The 26,632-nt window shown below is 63.9% G+C and carries 16 protein-coding genes and 1 pseudogene; 7 read left to right on the forward strand and 10 right to left on the reverse strand.

Annotation, left to right across the window (positions count from 1 at the left end; all coding sequences use genetic code 11):
* Window positions 1–11: 11 nt before the first annotated feature.
* From E8E75_RS21685 to E8E75_RS21700, 4 genes are all read right to left on the reverse strand, one after another.
* Window positions 12–857, reverse strand: a complete 846-nt coding sequence (locus E8E75_RS21685; protein ID WP_120652227.1) for an ABC transporter permease — start codon at window positions 855–857, stop codon at window positions 12–14.
* Entirely contained in the window at window positions 854–1,762 is a 909-nt protein-coding gene (locus E8E75_RS21690) for an ABC transporter permease (protein WP_120652229.1), read from the reverse strand. Before E8E75_RS21690 ends, E8E75_RS21685 begins: the two co-directional genes overlap by 4 nt.
* Before the next feature lie 95 nt (window positions 1,763–1,857).
* On the reverse strand, window positions 1,858–2,961 hold the full coding sequence (locus E8E75_RS21695; RefSeq protein ID WP_120652230.1) for an extracellular solute-binding protein: 1,104 nt from the start codon (window positions 2,959–2,961) through the stop codon (window positions 1,858–1,860).
* 342 nt (window positions 2,962–3,303) lie between these two features.
* The gene (locus tag E8E75_RS21700) at window positions 3,304–4,767 is read right to left on the reverse strand and encodes an aldehyde dehydrogenase family protein (protein ID WP_120652232.1); all 1,464 of its coding nucleotides are present in this window, start codon (window positions 4,765–4,767) and stop codon (window positions 3,304–3,306) included.
* A 186-nt stretch (window positions 4,768–4,953) separates the two neighbouring features.
* On the opposite strand from E8E75_RS21700, the gene E8E75_RS21705 reads away from it, so the two are divergent.
* The 3 genes from E8E75_RS21705 to E8E75_RS21715 all read left to right on the forward strand — a co-directional run bounded on the left by E8E75_RS21705 (window position 4,954) and on the right by E8E75_RS21715 (window position 6,828).
* The gene (locus E8E75_RS21705; RefSeq protein WP_153917780.1) at window positions 4,954–5,841 is read left to right on the forward strand and encodes a LysR substrate-binding domain-containing protein; all 888 of its coding nucleotides are present in this window, start codon (window positions 4,954–4,956) and stop codon (window positions 5,839–5,841) included.
* A 320-nt stretch (window positions 5,842–6,161) separates the two neighbouring features.
* Entirely contained in the window at window positions 6,162–6,443 is a 282-nt protein-coding gene (locus E8E75_RS21710) for a peptidylprolyl isomerase (protein WP_120652233.1), read from the forward strand.
* Between the two features lie 172 nt (window positions 6,444–6,615).
* On the forward strand, window positions 6,616–6,828 hold the full coding sequence (locus E8E75_RS21715; protein WP_120652235.1) for a DUF4287 domain-containing protein: 213 nt from the start codon (window positions 6,616–6,618) through the stop codon (window positions 6,826–6,828).
* Between the two features lie 73 nt (window positions 6,829–6,901).
* Here E8E75_RS21715 and E8E75_RS21720 read toward each other — a convergent pair whose 3' ends face one another.
* Complete coding sequence (locus E8E75_RS21720; protein ID WP_153917778.1) at window positions 6,902–7,267, reverse strand: hypothetical protein; 366 nt, start codon at window positions 7,265–7,267, stop codon at window positions 6,902–6,904.
* A gap of 558 nt (window positions 7,268–7,825) precedes the next feature.
* On the opposite strand from E8E75_RS21720, the gene E8E75_RS21725 reads away from it, so the two are divergent.
* Both E8E75_RS21725 and E8E75_RS21730 read left to right on the forward strand, forming a co-directional pair.
* The gene (locus E8E75_RS21725; RefSeq protein ID WP_120652239.1) at window positions 7,826–8,113 is read left to right on the forward strand and encodes a hypothetical protein; all 288 of its coding nucleotides are present in this window, start codon (window positions 7,826–7,828) and stop codon (window positions 8,111–8,113) included.
* Window positions 8,110–8,664 carry a LasR-specific antiactivator QslA gene (locus tag E8E75_RS21730; RefSeq protein ID WP_153917776.1) on the forward strand — a complete coding sequence of 185 codons (555 nt, stop codon included), beginning with the start codon at window positions 8,110–8,112 and terminating at the stop codon, window positions 8,662–8,664. The genes E8E75_RS21725 and E8E75_RS21730 overlap by 4 nt, the downstream gene beginning before the upstream one ends.
* 72 nt (window positions 8,665–8,736) lie before the next feature.
* Here E8E75_RS21730 and E8E75_RS21735 read toward each other — a convergent pair whose 3' ends face one another.
* Window positions 8,737–9,165, reverse strand: coding sequence for a hypothetical protein (locus E8E75_RS21735; protein WP_153917774.1), 429 nt, complete (start codon window positions 9,163–9,165; stop codon window positions 8,737–8,739).
* Between the two features lie 671 nt (window positions 9,166–9,836).
* Between E8E75_RS21735 and E8E75_RS21740 the strand changes: the two genes are divergently transcribed.
* Window positions 9,837–10,493, forward strand: coding sequence for a hypothetical protein (locus tag E8E75_RS21740; RefSeq protein ID WP_120652245.1), 657 nt, complete (start codon window positions 9,837–9,839; stop codon window positions 10,491–10,493).
* A gap of 137 nt (window positions 10,494–10,630) precedes the next feature.
* Here the strand turns inward: E8E75_RS21740 and E8E75_RS21745 are convergent, their stop codons facing one another.
* Window positions 10,631–11,521: a DUF2950 domain-containing protein gene (locus tag E8E75_RS21745; protein ID WP_120652247.1), complete on the reverse strand. Its 891-nt coding sequence runs from the start codon at window positions 11,519–11,521 to the stop codon at window positions 10,631–10,633.
* Between the two features lie 13 nt (window positions 11,522–11,534).
* On the reverse strand, window positions 11,535–13,043 hold the full coding sequence (locus E8E75_RS21750; protein WP_120652249.1) for a DUF3300 domain-containing protein: 1,509 nt from the start codon (window positions 13,041–13,043) through the stop codon (window positions 11,535–11,537).
* Window positions 13,044–13,235: 192 nt separating this feature from the next.
* Between E8E75_RS21750 and E8E75_RS21755 the strand changes: the two are divergent.
* A pseudogene (locus tag E8E75_RS21755) lies at window positions 13,236–13,357 on the forward strand (cytochrome c); the annotation flags it as partial.
* A gap of 322 nt (window positions 13,358–13,679) precedes the next feature.
* Here the strand turns inward: E8E75_RS21755 and E8E75_RS21760 are convergent.
* Together E8E75_RS21760 and E8E75_RS21765 are read right to left on the reverse strand one after the other, a co-directional pair.
* Entirely contained in the window at window positions 13,680–15,173 is a 1,494-nt protein-coding gene (locus tag E8E75_RS21760; protein WP_153917771.1) for a TolC family protein, read from the reverse strand.
* A 51-nt stretch (window positions 15,174–15,224) separates the two neighbouring features.
* Window positions 15,225–26,540 (reverse strand): Ig-like domain-containing protein, encoded by an 11,316-nt coding sequence (locus E8E75_RS21765; protein WP_280359776.1) that lies wholly within the window; start codon window positions 26,538–26,540, stop codon window positions 15,225–15,227.
* Between the last annotated feature and the right edge of the window lie 92 nt (window positions 26,541–26,632).

The raw sequence follows: 26,632 nt of genomic DNA on the forward strand, positions 1-26,632 counted from the left end.
TTCACCTCGACTCAGAAAGACACGCCGCCATCGCCAACCAGCTTCTCAAGCGCCCAGATCAGGGCGAAGTCGATCAGCACGATCAGCACGGCAAAGGAAAATACGGTGGGATCGAGGGACGACACGGTGCGGCTGTACATCCAGATCGGCACAGTCATCACATCGATGTTGTAGAGGAAGTAGGTAACGGTGAACTCGTTGAACGACACGATGAAGGCCAGCAGCATCCCGGCCAGGATGCCCGAGCGCATCAACGGCACCACCACATCCCGGATCGCTCGCAGCGGCGACGCGCCGAGCATCTGCGCGGCCTCCTCCACTTCGGTGCCGATGGAAACCATGGCCGCCGTGCAATTCTTCACTACGAAGGGCAGCGCGAGGATCACGTGGGCGATCACCAGCCGCGAGGTATCCATGTGGAACGGCAGGCTGTCGAACACCAGCAAAAGAGCCAGCCCCAGTACCACCATGGGGAACACCAGGGGCAGCGACATCAGCTGCAGCGCCACGGCCTTGCCACGGAACTCGCAGCGGGTCAGCGCGTAGGACGCCGGCACCGCGACCAGGGTGGCCAGCACCATGGTCAGGCAGGACACCAGCAGGCTGGTGGTCAGCGCCTGGCCCAGGCTCAGCACATCACTGGCATCAGGCGAGACGAAGGTGCGCCAGGCTGCTTCGTACCATTGCAGGCTGTAGCTCGACGGCGGGAAGTCAAGGTTCGACGCGCCGCTGAAGGACATCACGATCATGGTCAGGATCGGCAGCACCGCCAGCAGCAGGATCACGCCGGAGAGGATCATCGCGAAGCGGCCGGTTTCCCCCGGAAGCGCTGCGTGGGAACGGAACGGATTGCTCATTGCGAAGCCTCCAGCATGCGGCGGCGACGGCCAGTGACGTACTCGGAGAAGGTCATGATTGCCAAGGTGGTGACGATCAGCACCACGCCAGCGGCGGAGGCCGCGGGCCAGTTCATCAGCGGCGCGATCTGGTCATGCACCATCACCGCCAGCATCGGCACGCGCCGCCCACCGAGCAGCAGCGGCACCACGAAGCTGCTGGCGTTGTAAGCGAACACCAGCGTGGCGCCGGTGAAGATGCCCGGCAGGCTCATCGGCAATACCACCTGGCAGAACACCCGCACGCGGCTGGCGCCCAGGGTCGCGGCAGCCTCTTCGTAGGTGCGCGACACGCCGCGCATGGCGCTGGCGATCGGCAGCACCGCCAGCGGGAAAGCCGTCTGCACCAGCCCCATCAACACGCCGGTCTGGTTGTAGAGCAGCATCACCGGCCGGTCGATCAGCCCCAGCCCCATCAGGGCCTGGTTGAGCATGCCAGCCGGACCGAGGATCACCAGCCAGCCGTAGCTTTGCAGCAGCAGGTTCACCAGCAACGGCAGGAGCACCGCGGCCAGGAACACCCGGCGCAGGAAAGGCGACTGCAAACGCGACATGCAATAGCCCACCGGAATCGCCAGGGCCACCGCGATCAGCGCGCTGAACAGCGCCAGGCGCAGGGTCAGCAACAGGGACTTCAGATAGTAGGGCTCAGCCAGTTGGGCATAGCTGGCCAGGCTGAACCCGCTCCACTCGGCCCCCTTATCCCCGATGCTCATGCGCAGCACCAGCAAGCTGGCGGCCACCAGCACGGCCAGAAAGAGCATTGAAGGGGTAAGGAAGAGCCAGGCCCGAACAGTAGGGGAAACCGCCTTCGCCGGACGCAGCGGTGCCGCGCCGACCGGTTCGGTCAGATCAATGTGTTCCATTTCGCTCATCTCGTCAGAACAGGGAAACCACGCGCCCGGGCGGGCGGCCAAAAGCCACCCGCCCGGCGCGACTCACGGCAGGCGCCGTGGCTGCATCAGGAAGAGAAGATTTCCGTGTAGCGGCGAATCCACTGGTCGTGGACTGTGGCGAGGAAGGCGTTGTCGTGCATGATCGCCTTCTCTGCGATCTGCTCCGGCGTAAGGATGAAGGGGCTCTTGCGCGCCTCGGCGGAGATGATCGCCTTGGAGTTGACCGGACCATTGAAGATGTCTTCGGCCATCTTGCCCTGCACCAGCGGGTCCAGCGAATGGTCGAGGAAAGCGTAAGCCAGGTCGGTATCACCCGGACGGTGCTTGGGCATGACCGAGAGCATCAGGTCGGTGTAGAAGCCTTCCTTCATGCCGAAGGTGGCGCCCAGGCTGTAGGCGGGATCGCGGATCTGCTTGGGGAAGAAGGCCGGGGCGTAGAGGCCGCCCATGTCAAGGGAGTTGGTGCGGAACAGCTCGGCGATCTGGTTGGGGTTCTCCCCCAGGGTCATCACGCGGTCCTTCAGCTCTTCCAGCTTCTTGAAGCCCGGTTCGATGTTATGCACATCACCACCGGCCAGCTTGGCCGCGATGATGATCAGGTCCATGGCCTCGGTCCAGTTCGGCGGCGGCAGGAACAGACGGCCTTCGTAGGTCGGGTCCCAGAGCGCGGCGTAGCTGTCCGGCACGTCCTTCACGGTGCGCGTGTTGTACACCAGGCTGTTGCACCACAGCAGGTAACCGATGCCGTGGCCGTTGGCGCCAGTCTGGTACTGGGCGGGCACATCCTTGAGGTTGGGAATGCGGTTGAGGTCAGGCTTCTCCAGCAGCCCGGCACTGGCCAGGCCTTCGGCACCTACCCCGGCGAGGGTGATGATGTCGTACTGCGGGCGATCACCACCGGCCTTCAGCTTGGCGACCATTTCCGAGGTGCTGCCGGTGCGGTCGGCGATCACCTTGGCGCCGGTCTTGGCCTCGAAGGTGGCCGCGATATTGCGCAATGCCGCAAGCCCGGTGTCGTCCGACCAGGTCAGCAGTCGCAGGGTCTTGCCCTGGAAGCGGGTATCGCTGGCGCTGGCCCGGATGAAGGGCATCGAAAGGGTGGCGGCGGCCACCGAAGCGACACCCACCGTCTTGATGAAATTTCTTCTGCTCAGATCATGCTCGCCCATTGAGGACTCCTCTTGTTCTTGTATGGAGCTGCGGCAGCGAAGTGCCCGGCGCGGTCATCCTGCGGCGCACCGCATAGCGCAACAATCGAAAATTCGTCATCGGAGCCATGTCTTCCATGCATGGCTGGAGAGCAGACATGACAAAGCCGCCCGAGGGCGGCCTTGTTGGGTTTCATGCGGGTCGTTTTGGGGGCGAATTCATTCGCGATGGGGTTCGCAGCGGCCTCTCAACCCACTGTGGGGCAGTGCCTTCGGCCTGCTCGGCGATTGAAATCGCCCCTACAGGGGAAGGCACAGCGAATTCATTCGCGATCGAAATCGTTCCCGCAACGAAGGCAGGTGTCAGACCGCCCGCACCACGTGCTTGATTTCCTGGAAGGCGGAGAGCCCCCACGGGCCGAGCTCGCGGCCGATGCTGCTCTGCTTGTAACCACCCCATGCGGTCTGCGGGAAGATCACCTGCGGCGAGTTGATCCACACCATGCCGGCCTGCAGGGCATTGGCCACGCGCTCGGCGGCATCAAGGTCGCGGCTCACCACGCTGGCCACCAGGCCGAACTCGCTATCGTTGGCCAGTTCGATAGCCTCCTCCTCGGTGGCGAAGCTGCGTACGCAGAGCACCGGGCCGAAGATTTCCTCGTTCCACAGGGCGCTGTCTCGCGGTACATCGGCAAACACGGTAGGCCGCAGGAAGTAACCGCGCGCAAGCTCCGCCGGACGCTCGCCACCGCACACCAGGCGCGCACCGGACGCGATGCCGCGCTCGATATGGCCACGCACGCGCTGGTATTGCGCCTGGTTCACCAGGGCACCCATCTCCACATCCTCACTGAAGGGGTCACCCACCTTGGTGGCCTCGGCGCGAGCCTGCACCTGCGCCAGGAAATCCGCCATCAGGGGAGCGGCTACCAGCACGCGGCTGGTAGCCGAGCACATCTGGCCCGCGTTGAAGAAGGCACCGCCACACGCCAATTCCACGGCCAGCTCCAGGTCGGCGTCCTGCAACACCAGCAGCGACGACTTGCCGCCCAGTTCCAGGCTGACGCCCTTCACGGTTTCCGCCGCACGCTGCATCACTTGCACACCCACGGCATTGCTTCCGGTGAAGGACACCTTGGCCACCTTCGGATGGGACGACAGCGGCGCGCCAACCGCCAGGCCAGTGCCGCACACAATGTTGAGCACGCCAGCCGGCAGGCCGGCTTCGTGGATGATGCGCGCCAGTTCCAGTTCCGGCAGCGGCGTCACTTCAGAGGGCTTGAGCACCACGGTGCAACCGGCGGCCAGGGCCGGGGCGAGTTTCCAGGCGGTGGTCACCATGGGGAAGTTCCACGGCACGATCAGGCCCACCACGCCATAGGGTTCGCGGCGCAGTCGTGCGGCGAAGTCTTCGGTGGGCAGCTCAACCGGGCGGTCCTGCTGGGCATCAAGACCCTCCGCGAGGCCGGCGTAGTACTCGAAAGTGCCGATCACGTCATCAACATCGATGGCAGCTTCGAAAAGCGGTTTGCCGTTGTTGGCGGACTGCAGCTGAATCAGGGTTTCGCGGCGTTGCCGCACGCCCTCGGCAATACGGCGCAGCACAGCACCGCGCTCGGCACCGCTGCTGCGGGCCCAGGCTGGGAAGGCTTTGCTGGCGGCCTGTACAGCCAGCTCGACACTGGTGGCATCACCGCTGCCGATAGTCGCCAGTGGAGCTTCGGTGGCCGGGTTTATCACCGCCAGTTCGGCGCCACCGGTCAGCCACTGACCATCGATGTAAACGCCTGCGAGGGTTTCGGTGTAGGTCGGGAGAGTGTTCTGCATTGCGTAATTCCGTCGATTCTGGCCGCCGAACCTGCAATCGGCGCGGGTGACAGTGAGCGCCTTGCCGCTGAATGCGCGGCAGCAAGAGCTGGGGCAGGTAGGATGCGTAATTGGACCCGTCGGGCGGCGGCCATGACAAGGCAAAATTCGTCATACTTGCCATGTCCTCACGTCATGGCTGCCCTGATGAAACGCCTCCCACCCCTGCCTGCGCTGCACACCTTCCTGGTCACTGCCCAATGCTGCAACTTCACCCGTGCAGCCGAACTGCTGCACCTCACGCAGGGCGCCGTGAGTCGGCAGATTTCCGGGCTGGAAAGCCATCTGGGTTACCCACTGTTCCAACGCCAGGCGCGCGGGCTCAGCCTCACCACCCAGGGGCGAGAGCTATTGCCGCGCATTCAGCAGGTCTTCATCCTGATCGACGAGGCCGTCGAACAAGTCGGCGCAAAGCGCGAAGCCCTGCAACTCAAGGCCCCCACCTGCGTAATGCGCTGGCTCCTGCCGCGCCTTATGCGCTGGCAGGCAGAGCGCCCGGACGTGCCGGTGGAGCTGACCACCACCGTGCAATATGGCGTGGATTTTCGCCGGGAAGAATTCGACGCCGCGGTGATCTACGGCACCCAGCCCGGCAGCGCCCAGGTCGCCCACCACCTGTTCGATGAACAGCTCACGCCCGTGTGCTCCCAGCAGTTGATGGATGGCCCCATACCACTGGCCAGCACCGCCGACCTGGCGCTGCACACCCTGCTTCACCCCACCCGTGATGACCAGGACTGGAAAACCTGGCTTCTGGCCGCCGGAGCCACCCTCGACAAACTTGGGAGCGGGCACCACTTCGACACCCTCGACCTGGCCCTGTCCGTCGCCACCCAAGGCAATGGCGTAGCCCTGGGCGACTGGGCGCTGATCGGCGAAGACCTCGCTACCGGCCGTCTGGTGGCGCCCTTCGACCTCAAGGTCCCCACCGGCGGCGCCTACTTCATGGTCTACCCCGAGCGCCCGGCGCCCAGCCCGCAGCTGCTCGAACTGGTGGACTGGCTGGTCGCCGAGGCTCAAGCCGGGCAAACATAACAAGGCATGCCAAAGCCGCCGCACCGTAAAAGAGCACATGCCGAGCACCAACGCCCGAACCCATTGGGCGCGTTGACATGAAGCGCCATATCGCTTGCCCGCCCGGCGCAGCACCGGGGGTCCGGCCAACTCCCCCTGCGCTTTCCCCTCTCCCTCCGGGAGAGGGGCCGGGGGTGGGGGAAGCAACCTGTGGGGGCGAATTCATTCGCCAATCGATCCGCAGGATCGACCTATCCACTCCCCACCCCCGACCAAGCACCTTGAATCAGCCGCCAATTCCGCTAGGCTCTGCCCCCTCAATGTTATGAGGAGTACCCACCATGGCACGCGCCACCGCCCGTCACATCCTGGTTTCCACCGAAGCCAAGTGCAATGAACTCAAAGCTGCTATCGAAGGCGGCGCCGATTTCGCTGAAATCGCCAAACAACACTCCACCTGCCCCTCCAGCCGCGATGGCGGCAACCTCGGCTCCTTCGGCCGTGGCCAGATGGTCAAGGAATTCGACACCGTCGTATTCAGCGCCCCGCTGAACGTCGTGCAAGGCCCGGTGAAAACCCAGTTCGGTTATCACCTGCTGGAAGTCACCAGCCGCCAGGACTGATGGTTCCAAGGCGCCGCCGTTCGGTGGCGCCCACTCTCTCCGCTCTCCCCCGCCCCCCCCCGCATCGTTCTCCTCCTGCCTCGATCAGCAAGTGGCCCGGTCATGTTTCCAGCGGCACGTTCAGTCCTGAACTAACGTAGTTACGCCCGAAAACATTCAAAGGAGTTTCACCATGTCGGAAGACACCAAGGTAAAAGGACCGGCCTCGTACTTCCCCTCCATCGAAAAGAAATACGGACAGCCGATTGCCCACTGGCTGAATCTGCTGGAAACGGTGAACGGAAAGAAGCACATGGAGATGGTGGCCTGGCTCAAGGCTGAACATGGCATGGGCCACGGGCATGCCAATGCGCTGGTTGCGCATTACCTGGCTGCCGCGAAGTAACTTCAGCGAACGAAATTTCTGCGCTTTACGACTTGCTGGCCAGCGGGTGCCGACCAGCAGTTCAGGTATGAGCTCAATACCCCCCGATGTCCGACCCGATGAATATCCCCAGCCTCGGGTCGTAATACTGAATCACGATCCGTGGGCTGCCGTAGTGTTGGTAGTAATAGGGCCGTTCGCCCAGGTAGTAGCCACCGTAGTAGCGGGGGGCGTAGATAACGCGCGGGCCGTGGTTGTGGTAGGCGCGGTGACGGTAGAAGTGTTTGTGGCCATAGCCGTGGCGGTTGCCCTTGAAGTGCTTGCCACCGCCGTGGCCGCCACCATTCCAGGCAAGCAGGGTTTCGCCAGAACTGCTGGGGGTTGGCCAGGGTTGCTGAGCGAGGGCCAGCCCGCTGGCAGCGCAAGCCAGGAAGAAGATGAACGGTTTGAGGATACGCATGGCGAGCCCTCCTGCATGGTCCCCCCACGTTTCACCCCCGCACTCCCAGTATAGTTTTTGACCAGTTTCAATCCGGGCCGGACACTACCTTGCGTCGGCGGACCTGACCCCGGCGACGTACGGTGAAGGCCATTTCCTACAGCCTTTCCTGTGCGCCTAGCCCGCCGTCCTACAGAGAAATTTCCCACAGACATTTAGCCTTGAGCGCCTACAAACGCGCCGCTTAGAGTCCCGCCTCGTCACGGTCAATCCCGTGACCTGGGCGTAGGAACCCGGAACTCAATCAAGACACGGTCGCGACATGGCTGCTGGAACAGGCGTTGAAGCTGTCCAGTACACCTATGGCGGGCCGTGCGAGGAGGCCTCCTGGCCTATCCGGTTCTTGGTTGCCGGTATTCCTACCCTTGCACGGCCCTGCCACCCAACCCGTAGGAAGGTTGCAGGCAGGTAACGACGGCCCAACCAAGGTGCTTGCCATGGATAGCAGATACCCACCTTTTACCCACGCGCACCTCCGTGCCACCTCCCGAGTTACCACCTCCGCCCTGGAGGTGCGCCATGCCTGACTTCAAGGCCTTTGCTCCTCCCTCCCAGCCCTATTCCGACGTGATGTTCTTCAACGCCGGCGCCAGTCCTGCCCACCTGTTCGAAACCGCCCACCAGCGCATGTCCGCAGCGCTGGATCTGTTGCAACTGGTGGAGCAAGCGGAGAACGGCGATTTCGTGCAGCGTGAGGCCGCGCGGTTGTCCTTTGCGGTGGGTTTGTTGCTGGGAGATGCGCGGTCGCTCTACGAGGCTGCGCATGAGCGGGTAATCAAACCGGGCGACAGGGAGGCGGCGACGTGAGCCGTACCGCCTACTTTCCGCTGCTTTCCGACTTCAGCGAGCAGTTGCAGGAGGTGAACGCATGTTCGCCTCCGGGGGACTTTCGAGAGTTGGGCTGCTATCGATTGGTGCAAGCCAGCGCAGCCGTCGACAGCCTGCTCGCGGCGCTCACGCCCGAGAGCCGGGCCGATGGAGAGCCCTACCTGCGGTACCTGCAACACCTGCTGCTGGATGCCTACCAGATGATCGAGCTGTCGGCGCAGGTTGCCGAGGAGGACCAGGCATTGCTGGAGGCCCTGCAACGGCCCATCAGTCGTCGTATTCCATCGACTGAGCATTGCCGGGAACTGCCTCTGGTTGGCTGGCGCTGGAAGCATCGGCAGACAGTGTTGGCTGGGATGGCAACAGCCGAAGCCTGTCTTGCGCAGGGCGCGAACGCGACGCCTTGGGCGGCATTGGCGGAAGGACGCAGCCAGTTGCGCGGCGAGCGGGCCAGGGCGGCATTCGAGTTGGGTTTCATGATGCGGATGTATCAGCGGGTCATGGCGTCGAACGCCAACCATCGTGAATGAAACGCAGCACTTGGACGCCACCAGTTGTGAGGCGGGCGGAAAAGTGAGGGGTTTACCGGATTCGGCTTGCACCTACAGCCGAGGCCAGGCCTGAAGGGTCCCGGTCAGGTACAGCCCGCCGAGCATCAGGCAAGTCGCCGAACTGACGATCCAGAAGCGGGCACCGTTGTAGCCGGGTCTGAACCGGGCAATGGCCAGGCCTGCCACCCCGCGCAACAGCAGGACGACAGTGATCGCGAACAATACGAAGCGGGCAGCCGGCAGGGCGGGGAGCATGCCTGCACCGGCCAGTGCGTACAGCGCCCAGATCACGAGCACGAGGGTGATCGCGCCGGTGATCAGGGTCGGCTGCCACCGGCCCTCGCGCGACAGGCGGACCATCCTTTCACCGGCCCCCATGGCGTCGTACCAGGCTGAACCGAAAACGATGCAGCCGAAATGCAGGGCGGCGGCGAGCAAGGTGCCCGCAGCAGCCAACAGCAACCATCCGTTGTCTTCCATAATGAGCCTCCGGAATCGAAGCCTGATGTTGGCGGTGCACCAAGATGGGCGCAATGCGGCGGGAGACCGCAGAAATGCAAGGCTAGCTGCTTGGGCGTTGGGGATATGCAGCCTACGGGATTAAGCGCTCCTCCTATCCACCATTCGGTGTCGACACGAAGCTCAATTTTCCGGGCTGCGAATTGATGGATATCGCGTCGCGCCACCACATCCTGCCGGCGCACGTAAGTGACAAATAAGCCACCTTGTGACCAATTTGACATCCATCCACATTGGAAATTTCGCCGGTGTCCAGAGGGGTTTCGGGTGCATCGGAAAACACCGGTTTAGAGGCGATCCCTCACTTTTCGTAGGGCTGTTATAACCGTCGCCCGCGCTGCCGCCGGTCGGGGTTTTGATCGTTTTTTGAACAAAAACCGGATGTTGCGATTATTATGCCCCGGCGATCAGGACACGACTTGCCATCAACACCACTGATGGCGCGCCTGACTTCTACATAAATTCGGAACGACTCCACAGTGCATGAGAGTTCATGTACGGGGGATTTTTCGTCCCTGAAAAAGGCCAATGGTAGGCCCTCGTTCGCGGTTAACGGCGAACACTCGAATCCATAATTCCAATGCCGCTGTTGCATCAGTACAGCCGCTCAAATCGTTAGAAAGAGGTAAACCATGGAGCTTTTTCATCTTGTTGCTTCCCTGTTCCAACAGCCGGCAACCATGGAGCTGACTCGCATGGGCGTGGTCTACGCCCACCTCATCGCTTGCTGCGTGGCCATCGGCATGGTGCTGACCAGCGATATCGCCATGATCAAGCAACTGTTCCAGGGCCGCGACTCAACTGCTGCCGACAAAGAACATTTGCATGCGCTGAAGAAGACCGTGCTGCTCGCACTGGCGGCGCTCTGGGTCACCGGTATCGGCATCCTGGCGCTGGATTACTCGCAGAAGGGCGCGATGTACTTCCTCAACCCGAAACTGCAGGCCAAGATCCTGGTCGTCGCGCTGCTGACCCTCAACGGCTGGGTACTGCACAGCGTGGTGATGCCTGCGATGGACAAGGCCGGCAGCCTGCTCAAGCTCGACATCAATGCCCGTAGCCTCGCGCTGTTCTCGGGTGTCGTTTCCGGGGTGTCCTGGTTCTATGGCGCGATGCTGGGTATCGCCCGTCCGCTGAGCTGGAAATACTCCCTGACCGAAATCATGGTCGCCTACCCGGTACTCATCTGCCTCGGCTTCGTCGCGATGAGCCTGCTGGTGAAGTGGGCCGCCAACCGGACCGCCACTCGCGCTCCGGCTGGAATGACCCCCGCGCTCGCTACCTGCTGAGCGTGGGCGGGCAAGGACGCCCGACCTTATTGAAAAAGCCGCAGGGGCCAATCAGGCCCCTGCGGCTTTTTTCTTTTCTTGCCTGAATCCTGGCGACTGAAAATGGCCTCACTTCCAAGCCGATTCGGCCGATGTCTTCAAGGCGTATCGTCGGTCTTGACTTCATCCCAGCTGCTGTCCGGGTCGAAGGTCTTCATGGCCTTGGCAAGTTTTTCGCTCTCGGGGCCCAGGTCCTTCTGAAACACCTGGCCTTCGTGACTGATCATGAAACTCATCACGCCGCTGTCGCCGTACTGGGCCGGCCAGGCGACCAGGGCGAAGCCGCGGCTCATGGCTTTGCCGAGCATGTAGCCGTAGGCGCCGCCAGGTGCCGAGGGCCCTTGCGCAGTGAGGATGCGGAAGTGATAACCGTGCCAGTCATCTCCTTTGGTCTGGCCGCCGAACAGTGGTCCAAGTGGGCTCTCATCGGTGCCGTCTTCGTCGGCCCAGTAAAGGCCGTCGTGCTTGCCGTCGCTGCTGATGAACCGCTGCGCGTACTCGAGCACACCGTCGCCATTGCGATCGACTTCGGCATAGTCCATCTGCGCGTCGTGGTAAGCCTCCGCAGCCTCTATGGCCGACAGCTCATTGCGACCGATGCGGCGCAGGCGGATTTCCTCACCGCCAGCCTTGGCGTCGAACCTCCAGCCTTCCTTGCCCTGGACAATGGGAATGGGCAGGGTCCAGGGATCGTTGCCTACCACCAGATGAGCGCGCCCCTTGGTGGCGGTGTCGATACTGTGCTTTTCGCGGTAGTGGCGGAGGAAAGCATCAACATCCTTGCGTTCGATGCCTTTGGTGGGGATGTATTCCTGCCAGTTGGCGCCCAGCAACGCGGCCAGGCGGTTTGCGTCGGCCTTCTCGGTGCCAAGGGCAGCGACGAAGGATTCGGCCGCTGCGTCCGGGGTCTTGAAGTACTCGTTGGCGCTGACGCCGAAGGTGCAGGCGACCAGCGACAGCATTGCAAAGATGCGGATTGCACGAATCATGTGCTGTCTCCTTTCAGCGCCGACGGCCACCACCGCCACGGGACGGTGCGTGGGCTGGACGTTGTACCTGGCGGCCTGCGGCCGACTGGTGCGGACGCGAAGCGGAAGCCCGGCTGACCTGCCCCCGGTTTGCCGCTGCGCGCGTCTGCGACGGCTGTCGCGCTCCTGCAAAAGCGTTATTGCGCGGTCCTTGCCGGGCAGAGGCATGTTGCTGCCGTGCCTGCTGCCGCACTTGCTGGTTGTTCTGCGCACGCGGGCGCTGCTGCTGCCGATTTGCATCGGCGCGCTGACGCTGCTGCACGGCACCTTCTGCGCGCTGGCGAGCCTGCGGATCGTTGCGTATGTCACGGGTAGCAGCCTGGGCGCGTTCGCGAGCCTGCTGGTTGGTACGGGCCGGAGCCTCGATGCCGCGTTGCTGAAGGCTCTGGCGGGCTTTCTGGCGTTCGGCGGTGCGGTTGGCGTCATAACCACGCAAGGCCTCGCGCTGCTGACTGCCATTCAGGCGCAGGCCGTTCTGTTGTCGATTGATGTTGTCGCGATAAGGCACGCCCTGACGGTTGATGGGGTTGTGGACGAACTTGTTCTGGTTACGGTTGATCTGCCGATTGGAGTTGATGTTGTTGTAGCGGTTGACGTCGATGTCGACATCGCCGCCCCCCCAGTCACAGTCGCCCCAGAGTGAGTTGACAATGCCGACGCCGACGCCGAAGGCCAGGCCAGTCGCCAGGCCGGTGGCGATTGGATAGCCGTAACTGGGCGGCGGCGGATAGTAGGGAGGTGGATAGGACGGATAGGACCAGGTGCCATAGACCACAGTGGGGTTGTAGCTGGGAACGTAGACTACCTGCGGATTGCTGGGCTCGATGACGATTGTCTGGTTGCTCGAGGCAGGCTGCACCACGGTGGTGGTGGAGGTGCTCGGCGCTGGCGCCTCCTGGACGGTGACCTTCTGCTGCTCGTTGGACTCCAGGTTGCCGGCAGCCTGGGCCTGGCGACGCAGGCGCTGGACGGAATCCATCACGTCGTTGGGTTGGGCGAGGAAGGCATCCCCCACCCGTTGCACCCAGGCAGGGTCCTGGCCGAGGGTGGCAAGCACCTGAGGAAAGGCCACGAGCGACTGGACGCTAGGGTCCCATGGCTGGTTGGCCACCTGTTTCACGGCGTCATCACCCTTCGCGTCCGGGTGCGCCTTGGACCAGGCGACCGCATCGGCCACATTGCCCGGATAGGTGGCAGCCATCAGCACCTGAGCCAGCAACGAATCCGGGTAGAGGGCGATCGGCGCCATCATCTGGTCAAGCTCTTCGGTCTTGAACACCGCCTGGGGCGCGGCTGGTTGGGCGGCCGGTGCGGCAGCTTGGGCAGGTGCGGCTTCGGGCGTGGATTCGGGCGCGGCGGAAACACCCGCGCTTGGGCCATCGCCATCTTCAGCGGCGGAGATGCCGGCGTCCGTGGCGGCGAAGGCTGGGGGGAAAGCCAGCAGGGCCAGCAGAACGGCACTGAAACGGGTGCGGTTGGGCATGTTGCGTCTCCCGCAAACGGAGTGATTGTCCTTGAACCCGGCAAAGGCATGCGCCCTACCGCTGCCGTTTGGAAACGATAGACCAGCCACGGTCGGCAGGCCGGAGAAGCTGACAGAAATGTAATCACCCGCCGTTTTCCGATGTGGCAATACGGCGTGCCGGGTTTCAGTTTCGCCGGCATCGCGCCGGACGGCATGCCCCGTGGGGCAAGAGCATGGGCGACGAGCACATCTGGGGGATGGTGGCCTTCCTCCAGCCATTGCCGCAGCTCGATGCCGACAGCTATCGCCAATTGGTAGCCAGCAGCGACGGGCGGTGGAAGTGGCTAAAGACGAAGGGCATGGGCATGCAGAGGGACATACCCATTAGTGGTAGCGGCACCCCGGGTTCGCAAACAAGTTCGCTCCTACGGGGCAGGACTGCGCCTGCGGTGAGCCCAGAGTCATCCCTCTCCAATTCAGGGGTGAAGAGGCATGCTTGCTTAAGCACCGCGTCCGTTGCCGATGAACGCCTGAACGCGACGCGACGCGACGCGACGCGAACAGGCTGGGGCGCAGGGCGGGGGCCGGGGGTGAGGGAAGTTACCGGCCTGCTTGGTGCCGACGCTTTTCGCGAATGAACTCGCGCCCACCCTCTTACTTCACGCCGATATTCCCGCTCTCCCATCGCGATTCGCCGGTCTCCAGCGCGTTGGCGATGGTGGCGAGCTTGTCGTCCGGCAGGGATTCGGGCAGCGGGTCGACGCCTGCGCTGACGAACAGCTGCGCATAGGCGTTGCGCAGTTCGGCATAGGACAGGTCGCGATTGAGCTGAGCCTGAAGGGTGTTCAGTTCTCCCTGAATCAGGTCCAGCTCGCCGATGCTCTGGGTCTTGTAGCGATTGCGCAGCTGTTCGGCGATCTGCCCGTCCAGCCTGGCCAATTCTTCGCTGGTCTGGAACTGTCGCTGGGCCTCGTGGAAGTTGGCGTTGGCCACATAAAGCTGCGCTAGCACCGCCATGGACATCGCCTGGCGTCGGGCGGCTGCGACGGACTCGCCTGCCTTGGCAACGTCGATAGCGGCCGGGCCGGAGAGGACGTTGAACAGGTTCCAGGTGACCTTCACGCCGTAGTCGGCCCAGCTCTGGTTCACCAGGAAGGAGTTGCTGTCGTAATGGCCGCCAGCGGAGAACTCCAGGCCCGGCAGCAGACGCAACATGGCCTTGCGGGTTTCGGCAGCGCTGATGCGCGCCTGGTAGTCCTGCTCGCGCAGTTCCGGGCGGCTGGCCAGGGCTTCTTCTTCCAGGCGGTTCATATCCACCTTGAGCTCCGGCACCTGGTAGTCGTCAGTGGCGGCCAGAGTGAAGTCGGTGTTCAGCGGCAGGTTGATCAGCGCGGCCAGCTCGGTCTTGGCCAGGGACAGCGCGCGGCGCTGCTCTTCCAGCTGTCGGGTGGCTTCGATCAGTGCCCGCTGGTAGCTCATGGCCTGCACCGGGTCGCCGATGCGCTCCGAGCTCATGCGTTGGCTGCTGGCGCGAGCCTCATCGACGCGTGCCATCAGGCTGTCGATCTGCTTCAGCAGGCGGTCGGCCGCCACGGCGCGCCAATAGGCCGAACGCACGTCCTGGATGATGGTGTGGACCACCTTGCGGCGGCGCTCCTGGACGATCAGGCGCTGGTCGGCCTGCTGCTTGGCGCTGACGTAGCTGACGCCGAAGTCGAGCACGTTCCACACCATGGTCAGGTCGGCCACGCCACGGTCGCGGTCCTGGGAGGTGGACGGTTCCAATGACTGGGTGTTGGTCAGCACACTCTGGCTGCTGGAGGCGCTGACGTTGCTGCGCCCAGCGTAGCCGGCTTCCATGGCCATGCGCGGCAGCATGTCGAAGCTGGCCAGATCCACCTGGCGCTTGGCCAGGGCTTCTTCCATCACCTTGAGGCGTGCCTCCAGGTTGTACTTCACCGCGCGGGCCATGGCCTCGTGCAGGGTCAGGGGTCCGCTGAGGGGTTCCTGGTCCTTGAACATGGTCGCCAGGTCCTGGCGCGCACGCTGCTCGCTGACGCTACGGTCGATGGGCTGGCTGGTCACCGCACAACCGGTGACCGCCAGCGCCAGTACGCTTACGGTGAAAAGCTTCGCTGCTTTGCTCATCCTTGGGCCGCCCCCTAGACACGGCACTTACAGATTTCTAATTCGTTGTTCTTAAGCCTGCGGGCGATCCACCTGGATCTGTCCCAGTGCCATGGCCAGTTCCCTGACCTGACGCTGCTCGTTGTCCTTGATGTCCTGCAACTGCTGGCCAAGCGTGGGCGCCCCGAAGATGCCCTGGCCGCTCCCCCCGGAGCCGCCCTTCCATTGCTTGCCATCAAACAGCTTCATTTCTTCGGAATCCTGCGGCACGTCCTTGTCGAAGAAACTCGACAGGCTGCTGGTGCCGAACACACCGCCATCGCCCCCGCCGAAGCCGAGGAAGCCCGAGCCGGAGCCATCGCCGAAACCGTCGCTGCTGCCGAAGACCTGGGCGATGAAGCTGGGCGCCAGGGCTCCCTGGTTGATGAAGATATTGCCCAGGGTCGGAATGCCACTGCCCAGCGTCGGCTGATCGAACAGCGGCGGCGGAATGAGCGGCGACGTGAACGGCGGCGGTGGCACGTTGGGCTGCACCGGGTCGAACGGTACCGTCGGTTCCGGCGGCACGATGACCGGCGGGTTGTGACGGAACTCCGGATCGCCATCGCTCTGCGGAACGCTGTAGGTCTGCGCCGTCAGCCCGCTGAGCATGGCGTTGCCTGCGGTATCGGTGATCAGCGTGCCGGTGGTGTTCAGGCCGAGGCTGAGAGTGCCAGCACCTGCGACGTTGCTGACCGTGACCAGGAAAGTACGGCTATCCACCTGCACCAGCGATTGCAGGGTGCCGGTGACATTGCCGGTGGTCACCAGGTTGAAGTCGCCGATGTCGATGCCGCTAACGTTCTCGTCGAAGGTCACGGTGTACTGCACGCTGCCGGGTGTGGGCAGCGGCGTGACTGTCGCGCTGGCATTCGGCGCCGTGGTATCGACGATCACACCGCTGGTGTTGCCGACGCCGTTCAGCGTCAGGTTCATCGAGTTGCCGATGGCATCGCGCAGGGTCGCACCGTTGGCCACCAGGCCAGTGACGGCAATGCCGTTGGCATCGTTGTCGCCGGCGCGAACCGTGTACTGGAACACCAGCGTGTTGCTACCCGAGCCCGCCACGTAGTCGGCGAAGACGGTAGTGCCGCCCATGTCGATGGCCAGGCGCGGAACGCCGTTGACGATCACCGCTTCGCTGGCGTTGACCACGAAAGTCAGGGTGTCACCGGCGTTGTAGGACACGCCGACCGGCACGCTGACGCCGGTGACGGTGGGCACATCGCGGTCGACGCTGTACACAGCGCCAACCAGGCCGCCGCCGACGGCGTTGCCGGCAACGTCGACGATGCCGGTACCGGAACCGTTGAGGTTGAGCCCCAGGGTACCGGTGCCACTCACGCCGCTGACAGTGAGCTGATAGGTGCGGGCGTCGATCTGCACCAGGCCGGTCAGGCTGCCGCCTGCGCTGCCGGTGGTCACCAGGGTGAAGTCGCCGAGGTCCACACCGCTGACGTCTTCGCTGAAGGTCACGGTGTAGCGCACGCTGCCGGCATTGGTCGGCGACGGATCGACGCTGACGATGCCGCTCGGGTTGGGTGCAACGGTGTCGACGATCACGCCACTGGTGTCGCCAACGCTGTTCAGCGTCAGCGTCATGGCGTTGCCAGCGGCGTCCAGCAGGCTGCCGCCATTGCTGGCCAGACCGGTCACGGCGATGCCGTTGGCGTCGTTGTCGCCCGCCTGGATGGTGTACTGGAACACCAGGGTGCTGGTACCGGAACCGGCCACGTAGTTGGCGAAGACCGTGGTACCGCCCATGTCGATGGCCAGGCGCGGAACGCCATTGACGATCACCGCTTCGCTGGCGTTGACCACGAAGGTCAGGGTATCGCCAGCGTTGTAGGGAATGCCCACCGGCACGCTGACGCTGCCCACCACCGGCACTACGGCATCCACCCGCACACCCGTGGTGCTGGCGACATTGTTGAGGGTGGTGTTGGCGTCATTGCCCACGCCATCGCGCAGGGTGCCGCCGTTGGCCTGGATGGCGCCGCCGACGCTGATGCCATTGGTATCCAGCTGGCCGCTGCTGACGGTCAGGCGGAACACCAGGGCGGAGGTGCCGGAACCGCTGAGGTAGTTGGCGAAGACCGTACCCCCGCCGTCCAGGGTGATGGCGATGCGCGGCGTGCCGCCAATGGTGTCAACGATCACCGCTTCGCTGAGGTTGACGGTGAAGTCGAGGTTCTGCCCCGCCACATAGGTGCCGTTGACCGGCACGCTGACGCTGGTGACTTGCGGCGCCACACCGTCGATGACGATGCCGTGCTGCCCGGCGATGGAGTCGGCGCCGCCAGTGGTCGGCAGCGTCAGGATGGCGCTGGCGTTGCCGGCATTGCGGATGCTGCCACCGTTCAGCGCCAGGGCGCCGGTGGACTGGTAGTCCAGGTCAGCGCTGAGGTCACCCGCCTGCACGGTGTAGCTGAAGGTCAGGGTGTTGCTGCCCGAGCCGGAAACGTAAGTGGCGGCGCGGTCCAGCAGGCCGGTTTCCAACAGCAGCGAGGGCACGCCGCCGGACGTATCGACGATCACCGTCTGGTCGAAGCTGATGGTGACGGTAATGACGTCGCCTACCTTGTAGCCGCCATCCGGGTTGCTGACGCCGATGTCGGTGATCACCGGGTTGATCGGGTTGACGGTGATGGCGAGGGTGTCGGTGTCGGTCTGGGCCCCGCCGCTGCCTGTGCCCCCCAGGTCGCTGGTGCTGATCTGGATACTGGCCGGCCCGTTGTAGCCGGTGGTTGGGCTGAAGGTCAGGCCGTTCAGGGCGTTGTTGATATCCGCCAATGTGCCGGTAAAGGTCATGCTGCCGTCGGCGGTACCGTCGCCGTTGCTGAAGCTGAGACCACTGATACCGCTCAAGGAAATCAGGCCGTTGGTCGCAGTCAGGGTGACCTGCAGGGTGCTACCTCCGACGTCCACATCGCTGATGCTGATCAGGTTGCCATTACCCGCGCTGAACACCAGGTTCGCATCCTGGTTGACGCCCTGCCCCACCGGCAGGCTGTTGACCGGTGCATCGTTAACCGCACTTACCGCCAGGGTGACGGTGGTGCTGCTGGCTTCCGAGGTGCCGGTGCCGGAGTTGCCTGGATCGGTACCCGTATTGCCGCCATCGTCGATGCCAATGGTCAGGGTCACGTTGGCCGTGGCATTGGCTGCGGCGGTGAAGCTCACGCCATTGGCTGCGATGAAGGCATTGATATCGCTGATGCTGCCCACGAGGGTCAGGGTACCGGTGCCGGAACCGGCCACGGTCACACCGCTGCCGCTGATGGCGCCCAGGCTGCCGCTGGCCACGCTGAAGGTCACGGTGACGCTGCCAGTGCTGGCATCCACGTCGCTGAAGGAGATGCCGGTCAGGGCCTGGGCAACATCTTCGGTGACGCCGATGGAGCCCGGTGCAGTGATGACCGGCGCATCGTTGACCGCCACCACGTTCACGGTGGCCGCAATCGCGAGGCTGCTGGTATCCACCCCGCCATTGCTGGTGCCGCCGTCGTCGCGAATGCTGGTCAGGGTGACCACGCGGCTGCCGGCAGCAGGCGCTTCGCTGCTATTGCGATAGGTCATGCCATCGATCACGCCTTGGGCACTTGCAGTGCTCAGACCGGCATGGGTCAGGGTGATGGTAACGGTGCCGCCCACCAGACTGACGCTGTAGCCGATGCCATTACTGGCGGTCGTGCCACTGGCGCCGTTGACCAGTAGGACGTCGGTACCGTCGATGCTCAGGATCTCGCTGGCGCCATTGGCGAGGTTGCTGACGGTCAGGGTAACGCCGGTGATGCTCTGGCCCGCTTCGACCGTGCCGATGCTGATGCCGCTGAACAGATCGACGGCGGCGCCATTCTCGGTATAGATGGGGTTGCCACCGGTGGCGGTGGCGGTTGGTGCGTTGTTGACCGCCACCAGGTTGACCAGCGTACTGCCGACAGCAGTGGCGCCCAGTTCATCGGCGAAGGTCCAGCTCAGGGCGACGCTGGCGACCGGGTCGTTGGAGCTGTTGGCATAGGTCAGTTGCTGGAGGATGTGGTTCACGTCCGCCGTGGTCGGAATCTGGCCGTTGGCGTCGGTGAAGGTCAGGGTCAGTTGGCCGCTCGTGCTGGTGTCGAAGCTGCCGATCACCTGGCCGTTCTTGACCAGGTTGCTTCCCACCAGGGTGATGCCGTTGCCATCGAGGAAGCCGAACAGGTCGCTGGCATTGGCGCCGCCATTGCGCACCACGACCAGGGAGGCACCGTCGTAGTTGCCGCTGCCACCGTTGAGCAGGTCCAGGTCCGCATCGGACACGCTGGCATCGGCATCGATCACGATGGCCGCACCACCCTCGGTGTAGCTGCCGCCACCATTGACGTTGCCCAGCACCGGCGGTGCATTGGCTTCCACTGCACCGATATCGACTGCGCTGCCAGTGGCCCGCACGTTGCCTATGGCGTCGATCGGCAGCACCTCGGTGGTATTGCCATCGTCATCCAGGTCGTAGGTGTCGAGCGGCAGGCCGGCATTGCTGCCAGCGTCGAGCAATGCACTGCCCGCCTGGGGCTTGTGGGTCTGCACCGATCCGCCGTTATTGGCCAGGTTACCCAGCAGCAGGTTGGCGGTGCCCTGGTTGTTCAGTACACCGCTGGCAGTGGTGATGCTGACGTTGCTGCCGAAGTAGCTGTTGGTGGCGGTCTCGACTGTCGAGGCCACGTCGTCTGCGATACCGCCCGTAGCCAGCGGCGAACCGCCAATTGCCGCGGCGGCACCGGCACCGGAGGTGTTGCCGGCGACCACGGTGTTGACCAGCGTGTCGGTGCCATTGGCATGAATACCGCCACCGCTGCCGGACGCGGCGTTGCCGACCACTGTGGTGTTGTAAATGAAGGACGTACCGCTGGTGACACGGATACCGCCCCCCAGCGAGCCGGCGCCAAGGGCGGCGTTGCCGCTGAAGGTGCTGTTGATGATCGTCAAACCGCCAGTACCCCCGAACTGGAGGCCGCCGCCGTGGGCGCCAGCGCCGGTGGTGGTGTTGCCGGTGACGGTGCTGTTGAGCATCGTCAGCGTGCCGCCAGCCCCCACTACACGAATACCGCCGCCGAACGTATTGCTGGTATTGCCACTGACGGTGCTGTTGACCATCGTCAGGTTCGCGCTACTCCCAAAGATGCCGCCACCGCCGAGGCCACTATCCGCGCTGTTGCTGACTACCGAATCACGAAGGGTCACGCTGGAGCCGAAGCCGATATTGAGACCAGCGCCGCCCCCGCCCGTATTGCCCTGTGTCAGCACCAGGCCGGAAATCTCGACGCCGGCGAGGCTGTTACCGACTTGCATCACCCGACTGGCGCCGTTGGCGGAGAGGGTCACGTCGGCGACGCCGTCATCGTTCAGGTCACCGTCCAGGCGCAGGTTGCTGTAGTTGATGTCGAGCTGGCTGCCGCCAAGGACGATAGTGCCGCCTTGGTTGCCGGCCAGCGCGCCATTCAGGTCGAAGGTAATGGTGTCGCCCGCGCGCGCCCAGAACAGCGCTTCGCGAATGCTCAGGCCACCGCCGTCAGCCTGATCGGCCGCCATGTTGCTGGACGCGGTCTGGTCGTCACCGGAATCCAGGTTGGACGTCACCAGCAGGGTGCTGTTGTTCACGGTCACGGCGACGCTGTCGCTGTCGATGTTGCCGGCGGCATCGGTGGACTGGATGCTGATGCTGGTAGCACCGGCCGCTGCCGGGGTGTAGACCAGTCCCTCCAGCGCTGTGTTGATCTCTGCTGCCGTGCCACTGATGGTCACGGCGCCGGTGCCATTGTTGCTGATGATCGCGCCGCCACCGGTGGTGGCACTGAGGGTGCCGCTGGCCACCGAAACGACGGTGGTCAGGTTGCCACCCTCGGTCACGGTCAGGGCATTGCCGTTACCGCTGCTGAACACGATCGGAGTCACGGTGTTGGTGACCTGCGCGCCCGGCACTGCGTTCAACGGAGCCTGGGTATCGACGGCATAGTTGTTGGAGTCGGTGCTGCCGGTGCCGATATTGCCAGCGGCGTCGATCACACCGGTGTTGTCCAGGCTGATGAGATTGCCGCTGTCTTCGACGTTGGCGCTCGGGGTCAGGGTGGCAGTCCAGGTGGTGCCGCCATCCGCCGAACTCAGGTTGCTCAGGCTGCCATTGGCGACGGTGAAATCGGCCAGATCCAGCCCCGTCACCGCTTCGTTGAAGGTGATAGTGACGGTAGTGGTTTCGCCCACAATCAGCGAGGTATCGGCCACCACGATGGTCGCGGTAGGACGCAGGGTATCAATGGCGTAGTTGTTGGAATCGGTGGTGCCGGAACCCGTGTTGCCGGCCTGGTCGGTGTAGCCGGTGTTGTCCAAGTTGACCAGGTTGCCAGCGTCTTCGACATCGGCCGTCGGCGTCAGGGTGGCGGTCCAGGTGACGCCGCCATTGGACGAACTCAGGCTGCTGAGCGTGCCATTGGCGACAGTGAAGTCGGCGGTGGTGAGGCCCGTCACCGCCTCGCTGAAGGTAATGGTGACGGTGCTGGTTTCGCCTGCCTTCAGTGCGGTGTCGGCCACCACGATGGTGGCTGTTGGGCGCTGAGTGTCGATGGCGTAGTTGTTGGAATCTGTGGTGCCGGCACCGGCGTTGCCAGCCTGATCGGTGTAACCGGTGTTGTTCAGGGTGATCACGTTGCCGGCGTCCTGGACATTGCTATCCGGCGTCAAGGTGGCGGTCCAGGTGATGCCGCCGTCCGAGGTGCTGAGGTTGCTGAGTGCGCCGTTGGCCACGGTGAAGTCGGCGGTCGTGAGGCCCGTCACCTCCTCACTGAAGATGATGGTGACGGTGCTGGTTTCGCCAGCCCTCAGTGCTGTGTCGGTAACCACGATGCTGACGGTAGCCGGCGCGACGGTCTCGACCACCGCGACCGTTACATCGGCACTGCTGGACGTGGCGCCATCGCCGTCATTGACGGTGACGCGGATCGTACGGTCGGCCTGGCCGATGCCGTTGGTGGCGTTGGTGTTGTTGTAGTTGAGGTTTTGAATCAACGCCTGGACGGCCGCTGCATCGGCCGAGCTGTTCAGGCTGATGACCAGATCGGCCCCGGCGCTGCCGCCGGTGAAGCTGCCGATGATGGTCCCCTGGTACGTCACGTTGCTGCCGGAGACGCCGATCTGCCCCGCGCCCGTGCCCTGGTTGCGAATGCCGAGCACATCCTCGCCGGCTACGCCGTTGGTGACGATGGACACGGTGACGTTGCCGCCATCGAAATCGGGCGAATCGGAGTCAGTGACGGTGGCGTTGCTGCCGCCGTCGAGCACGACAGTGCCACTGCCCTGGGTGAAGGTGACGCTGTCGCCGTTGAGGCTGCCGACAACAGGCGCTGCGTTGATCGGCGCCGTCAAGGTGAAGTCGTTCCCGGTGCCGCCGATGTAGCTGGCGGTCAGTACCGTGCTATTGCCACCCGCGGTGGTGGTAGCGCCCTCGGCCAAGCCGCTGAAGGTACCGGTGACGGCATCGGCGGCATCGTTGGCGATGATGGTGTAGGTGTCGCCGTTGCCAGGTGCATAGCCGTGATTGACAGCCAAGGTCGCGCCGGAAACGTCCACTGCGCCAGTGACCACCAGTTGATCGAAGCCGGTACCGGCAGTGGTGCCGTTGATATCCACTGCCAGGGTGCTGCCGGTGGCCATGCCCAGGTTGCCGTTGATGGTCAGCGCGCCTGTGCCGGAATTGCCGGGAGACAGAATGCCGCCGCTCTGGATGGTCACGGCGCCGCCCAGGGTGCCGCTGCCGGCCAGGGTTCCACCGCTGGCTACGGTGGTGGCGCTGGTGGTGCTGCCATTCACGGCAAGCGTGCCCGCCGACACCGTCGTGGCACCGGTGTAGTTATTGGTTCCCGACAGGGTCAGTGTGCCGGTGCCCGTTTTGGTCAGGCCGCCCGAGCCGCTGATGGCGCCGGAGAGGGTGGCCGCCGCGCTGGACGCCAGGCTGGCCGTACCGGCCAGGCCGATGGCGTTGTCGATCGTGGTGTTGCCCGTGATGCTCAGCGTGGTCCCGCCGAGCAGGCTCACGGCGCCGCTGCCCAGGTTCTGGTCACCGGTAATGCTCAGGGTGCCGGCTCTCACTTCGGTAGTGCCGGTGTAAGTGTTTGTGCCACTGAGCGTCAGGGTGCCCGCCCCGAACTTGCTGAAATTGTCACCGCCGCTGATCACACCCGACAGGGTGACCGCGCTGGTGTTGGTGAACGAGATATTGTCCCCCAGGACAATGTTGTTATCGATGGTGGTCGCACCGGTCACCGTCAGCGCCCCGCCGCTGTTCAGGTTCACCACACCACTGCCCAGGTTGGCATCACCGGCAACACTCAGGGTGCCCAAACTCACCGTTGTGGAGCCCAGGTAGCTGTTGGTTCCCGACAGAGTCAGCGTACCGGCGCCTGATTTGTTCAAGTCGCCGCCACCACTGATGGCGCCAGACAGCGTTGCCGCTCCGCTGTTGTTGATGGTGGCGAAGCCATTGAGCGTGATGGCGTTGTCGATGGTAGTGGGGGCCGTGACCGCTAGCGTGGCGATGTTGTTCAGGACGACGCCGCCGCTTCCCAGATTGCCATCGCCACTGATAGACAGAGTGCCCCCATTGACCGTGGTCGTCCCGGCGTAGTTGTTGCTACCGCTGAGCCGCAGGATGGCCGCCGCGGTTTTGGTCAAGCTGCCGGAACCGGAAATCACGCCGCTGAAGTCGGCAATATTGGCGCCGCCGCCACCGCCGACGCTGATCGTGCCGCCGCCCGCCCCCAAGGTGACCGCGTTGGCGACCGTGGTGGTCGTCCCTGCCGCGCCCGTCACAGTCATGGCCAGGGTGCCGCCGTCCAGGGTCAGGCTCCCACTCGACAAGCGCGAGCCGGTATCGGCATTGAGGGTACCGCCGGTTACCGACATGGCACCGGACCAACCACCGTTATTGCTGGTGGAGCCAAGCACCAGCGTGCCCGCGCCGGCCTTGGCCAACGCGCCAGTGCCTGCCAGGGTGCTGTTGAGAGTGACGCTGCCACTGGCGTTGGTGAAACCTGTGGTGGTGCCGCCGCCCAGGGTGATGGTGCTGCCAGTGATGATCAGGCCGGTGGCCGAATCGCCATTGAAGCTCAGGCTCTCGCCCAGGCTCAGGCCACTGCCAAGCGTGATGGTCTGGCCCGCCACGCCGCTACCGAGAATGATGGTCTGCGTACCCGTTGCATCAGCTGCCGCAATGGCTACCGCCTCACGCAGGCCCACGCCATCGCTGGCGCCGATGGTGGCGGTATCACTGGTGTTGGTGACGTAGATAGTGTCGCTGGTGACCGTGACGTTCGCCGTGGCGGTGGAGGCGCCATCGCTCAGGGCGAACTGGACGGTCGCGTCGCCGGCCGGCGTATCGCTTCGGTAGGTGACGCGCTGGGCCACATTATTGATCAGGGCGGTCGTGGCAGTGGTGCCGCTGCTGGTGAAGGTGATCGTCAGCACGCCGCCAGCGGAGGTGAAGGTGGCGAAGGTCTGGCCACCCGACTGCAAGTTGCTGCCGCTGACCGTGAACAACGCACCCGCAGTGTTGAAGTCGAAGGTATCCGTAGTAACGGCTGTACCCGAGCGCTGCACAGTCAGGCTCCCGCCCGCCCAGTTGCCGTTGCCGCTATTGAGCGCGCCCTTCTCGATATCGCTGAATGCAGCGTCGCTGCCCGAATCCAGCGTGACCGTGCTGCCGACTCCTGCCCAGGCGACACTGTCACCGTTGACGTTGCTGATGCCAGGAGCCGAGTCGATCACGATGTTCTTGTTGGCGCCCAGCGAGCCGGCAGCGCCCGGTGACGCCAGGGTCAGGGTGGCATTGTTGGCGGCGGCATCACGAATGGTGCCGCCATTGAGGGCCAGGGCGCCGGTGCTGAGATAGTCCAGGTCGGTGTTGGTATCGCCCGCCTGTACCGTGTAGTTGAAGGTCAGGGTGTTGGACCCGGAGCCGCTGCTGTAGTTGATGACCCGATCGATGGCGCCAGTTTCCAGGGTGAGCCGGGGCGTACCGGAGACCGTGACCACCTCGCTGAAGGTCACGGTGATAGAGATCACGTCTCCCGCTTTGTAAGTACCATTGGCCGTACTGGAACTGACGGACGTCACCGTTGGCGGCGTGGTATCGGGGATAACAGCGTCGCTGAAATCGATGTCGTCGATGTCGACGTCGAGGTCAGCTCCGGTGATCCTGACTTCGTCGATGTACTCCCAATTGCTGTCGCCGCTGACATTGAAGGTCGCGGTGCCCGACGATACATCGACGACTTTGGTATCGATCAGCAGACCATTGCGATAGGCGCTGATGGTGAACGAGTTGTCCGTGCCAAAACCTCGGTCCACGACAAAACCGTTCAGTTTGAATTCCGACCCATCCTGGGTCTTGAATCCGACTTCCGTAGAGGTGTTGGGGCCCGTGCTCCTGTATGCGAGGACATGGTCTGCGCCGCCCGCGATGAAACCGTTATTGACGATCGAAATGTGAATGCTGTCGTTATTGAAGTAGGTGACCCCGCCGATCGTGACGCTGTTGCTCCCCTGGCCCGCGAGAGGAAGCGCGTCGAAATTCTGGTCCGCGGGCGTCGCCAGCAACCCGTTGTAGGTCTCCAGACCAAGCAGCGCGCCGGCTTCGACAGTGCCCTGGCTTCGCTCCAGGGTCCAATCACCGCCCAATCCGGCCGCGCCCGTCATATTGTCCGAGGCGGCGACATCCGCGCCAGTTGAGCTGGCCAGGGTCTGGACAAAATCGATGCCCGCGCCGCCATCTCCCACTCGGCAGCCATAGACCAGGATGTCGCCATCCTGGTCGAGGGATTGGCCAATGGCATCGAGCAACTCGCTACGAGCGGCCAGATCGCCACTGTCCAGCCAGTCGTTACCCAGCTGGATCTTGCCCACATCACCGTGACTTAGGATGTGAATGGCATCGATGCCGCTGCGACCGTCGAGGTAGTCAGCAATCTGCTGCAGCCCGTCCTTGTTCGCATCCAGCACCACGGCTTCGGTGCCCGGTTTCAGGCCGCTGACGAGCTGCTGGTAATTCCTGACATTGCTGTCGACGAAGACCACTTCCTGGCGATTGTCGGAGGTGCCCGACGGCGTCGCGGCCAGGTTCTCGCCAGCGCTGTCGTGCTGGGTGGCATCCGCCTGGGAACCCTGGTCACTGGAGGCATCGGCAGCAGGTGCAGCATCCGCCGCTTCCACCGCGGTAGCAGCGACTGCGCCGTCGAACATCATTCGGGCTTCGAGCGCCAAGGCAAGCGCCGAGCGAGCCGGCTGAGCGGCCACTTGCTCGCGAGCAGTCTTCTTCCGCCACATGGAACACCTCCTACTGCCATTCAACTAGGGGGGAAGACGAGCCTCGCCTTCCCCCCCTGTACTGTTACAACTCCAGCAAGCCGCCTGGGCGG

Origin of the sequence: Pseudomonas sp. BN606 (assembly GCF_029873115.1) — a bacterium.
In the GTDB taxonomy this organism is placed as follows: Bacteria; Pseudomonadota; Gammaproteobacteria; order Pseudomonadales; family Pseudomonadaceae; genus Metapseudomonas.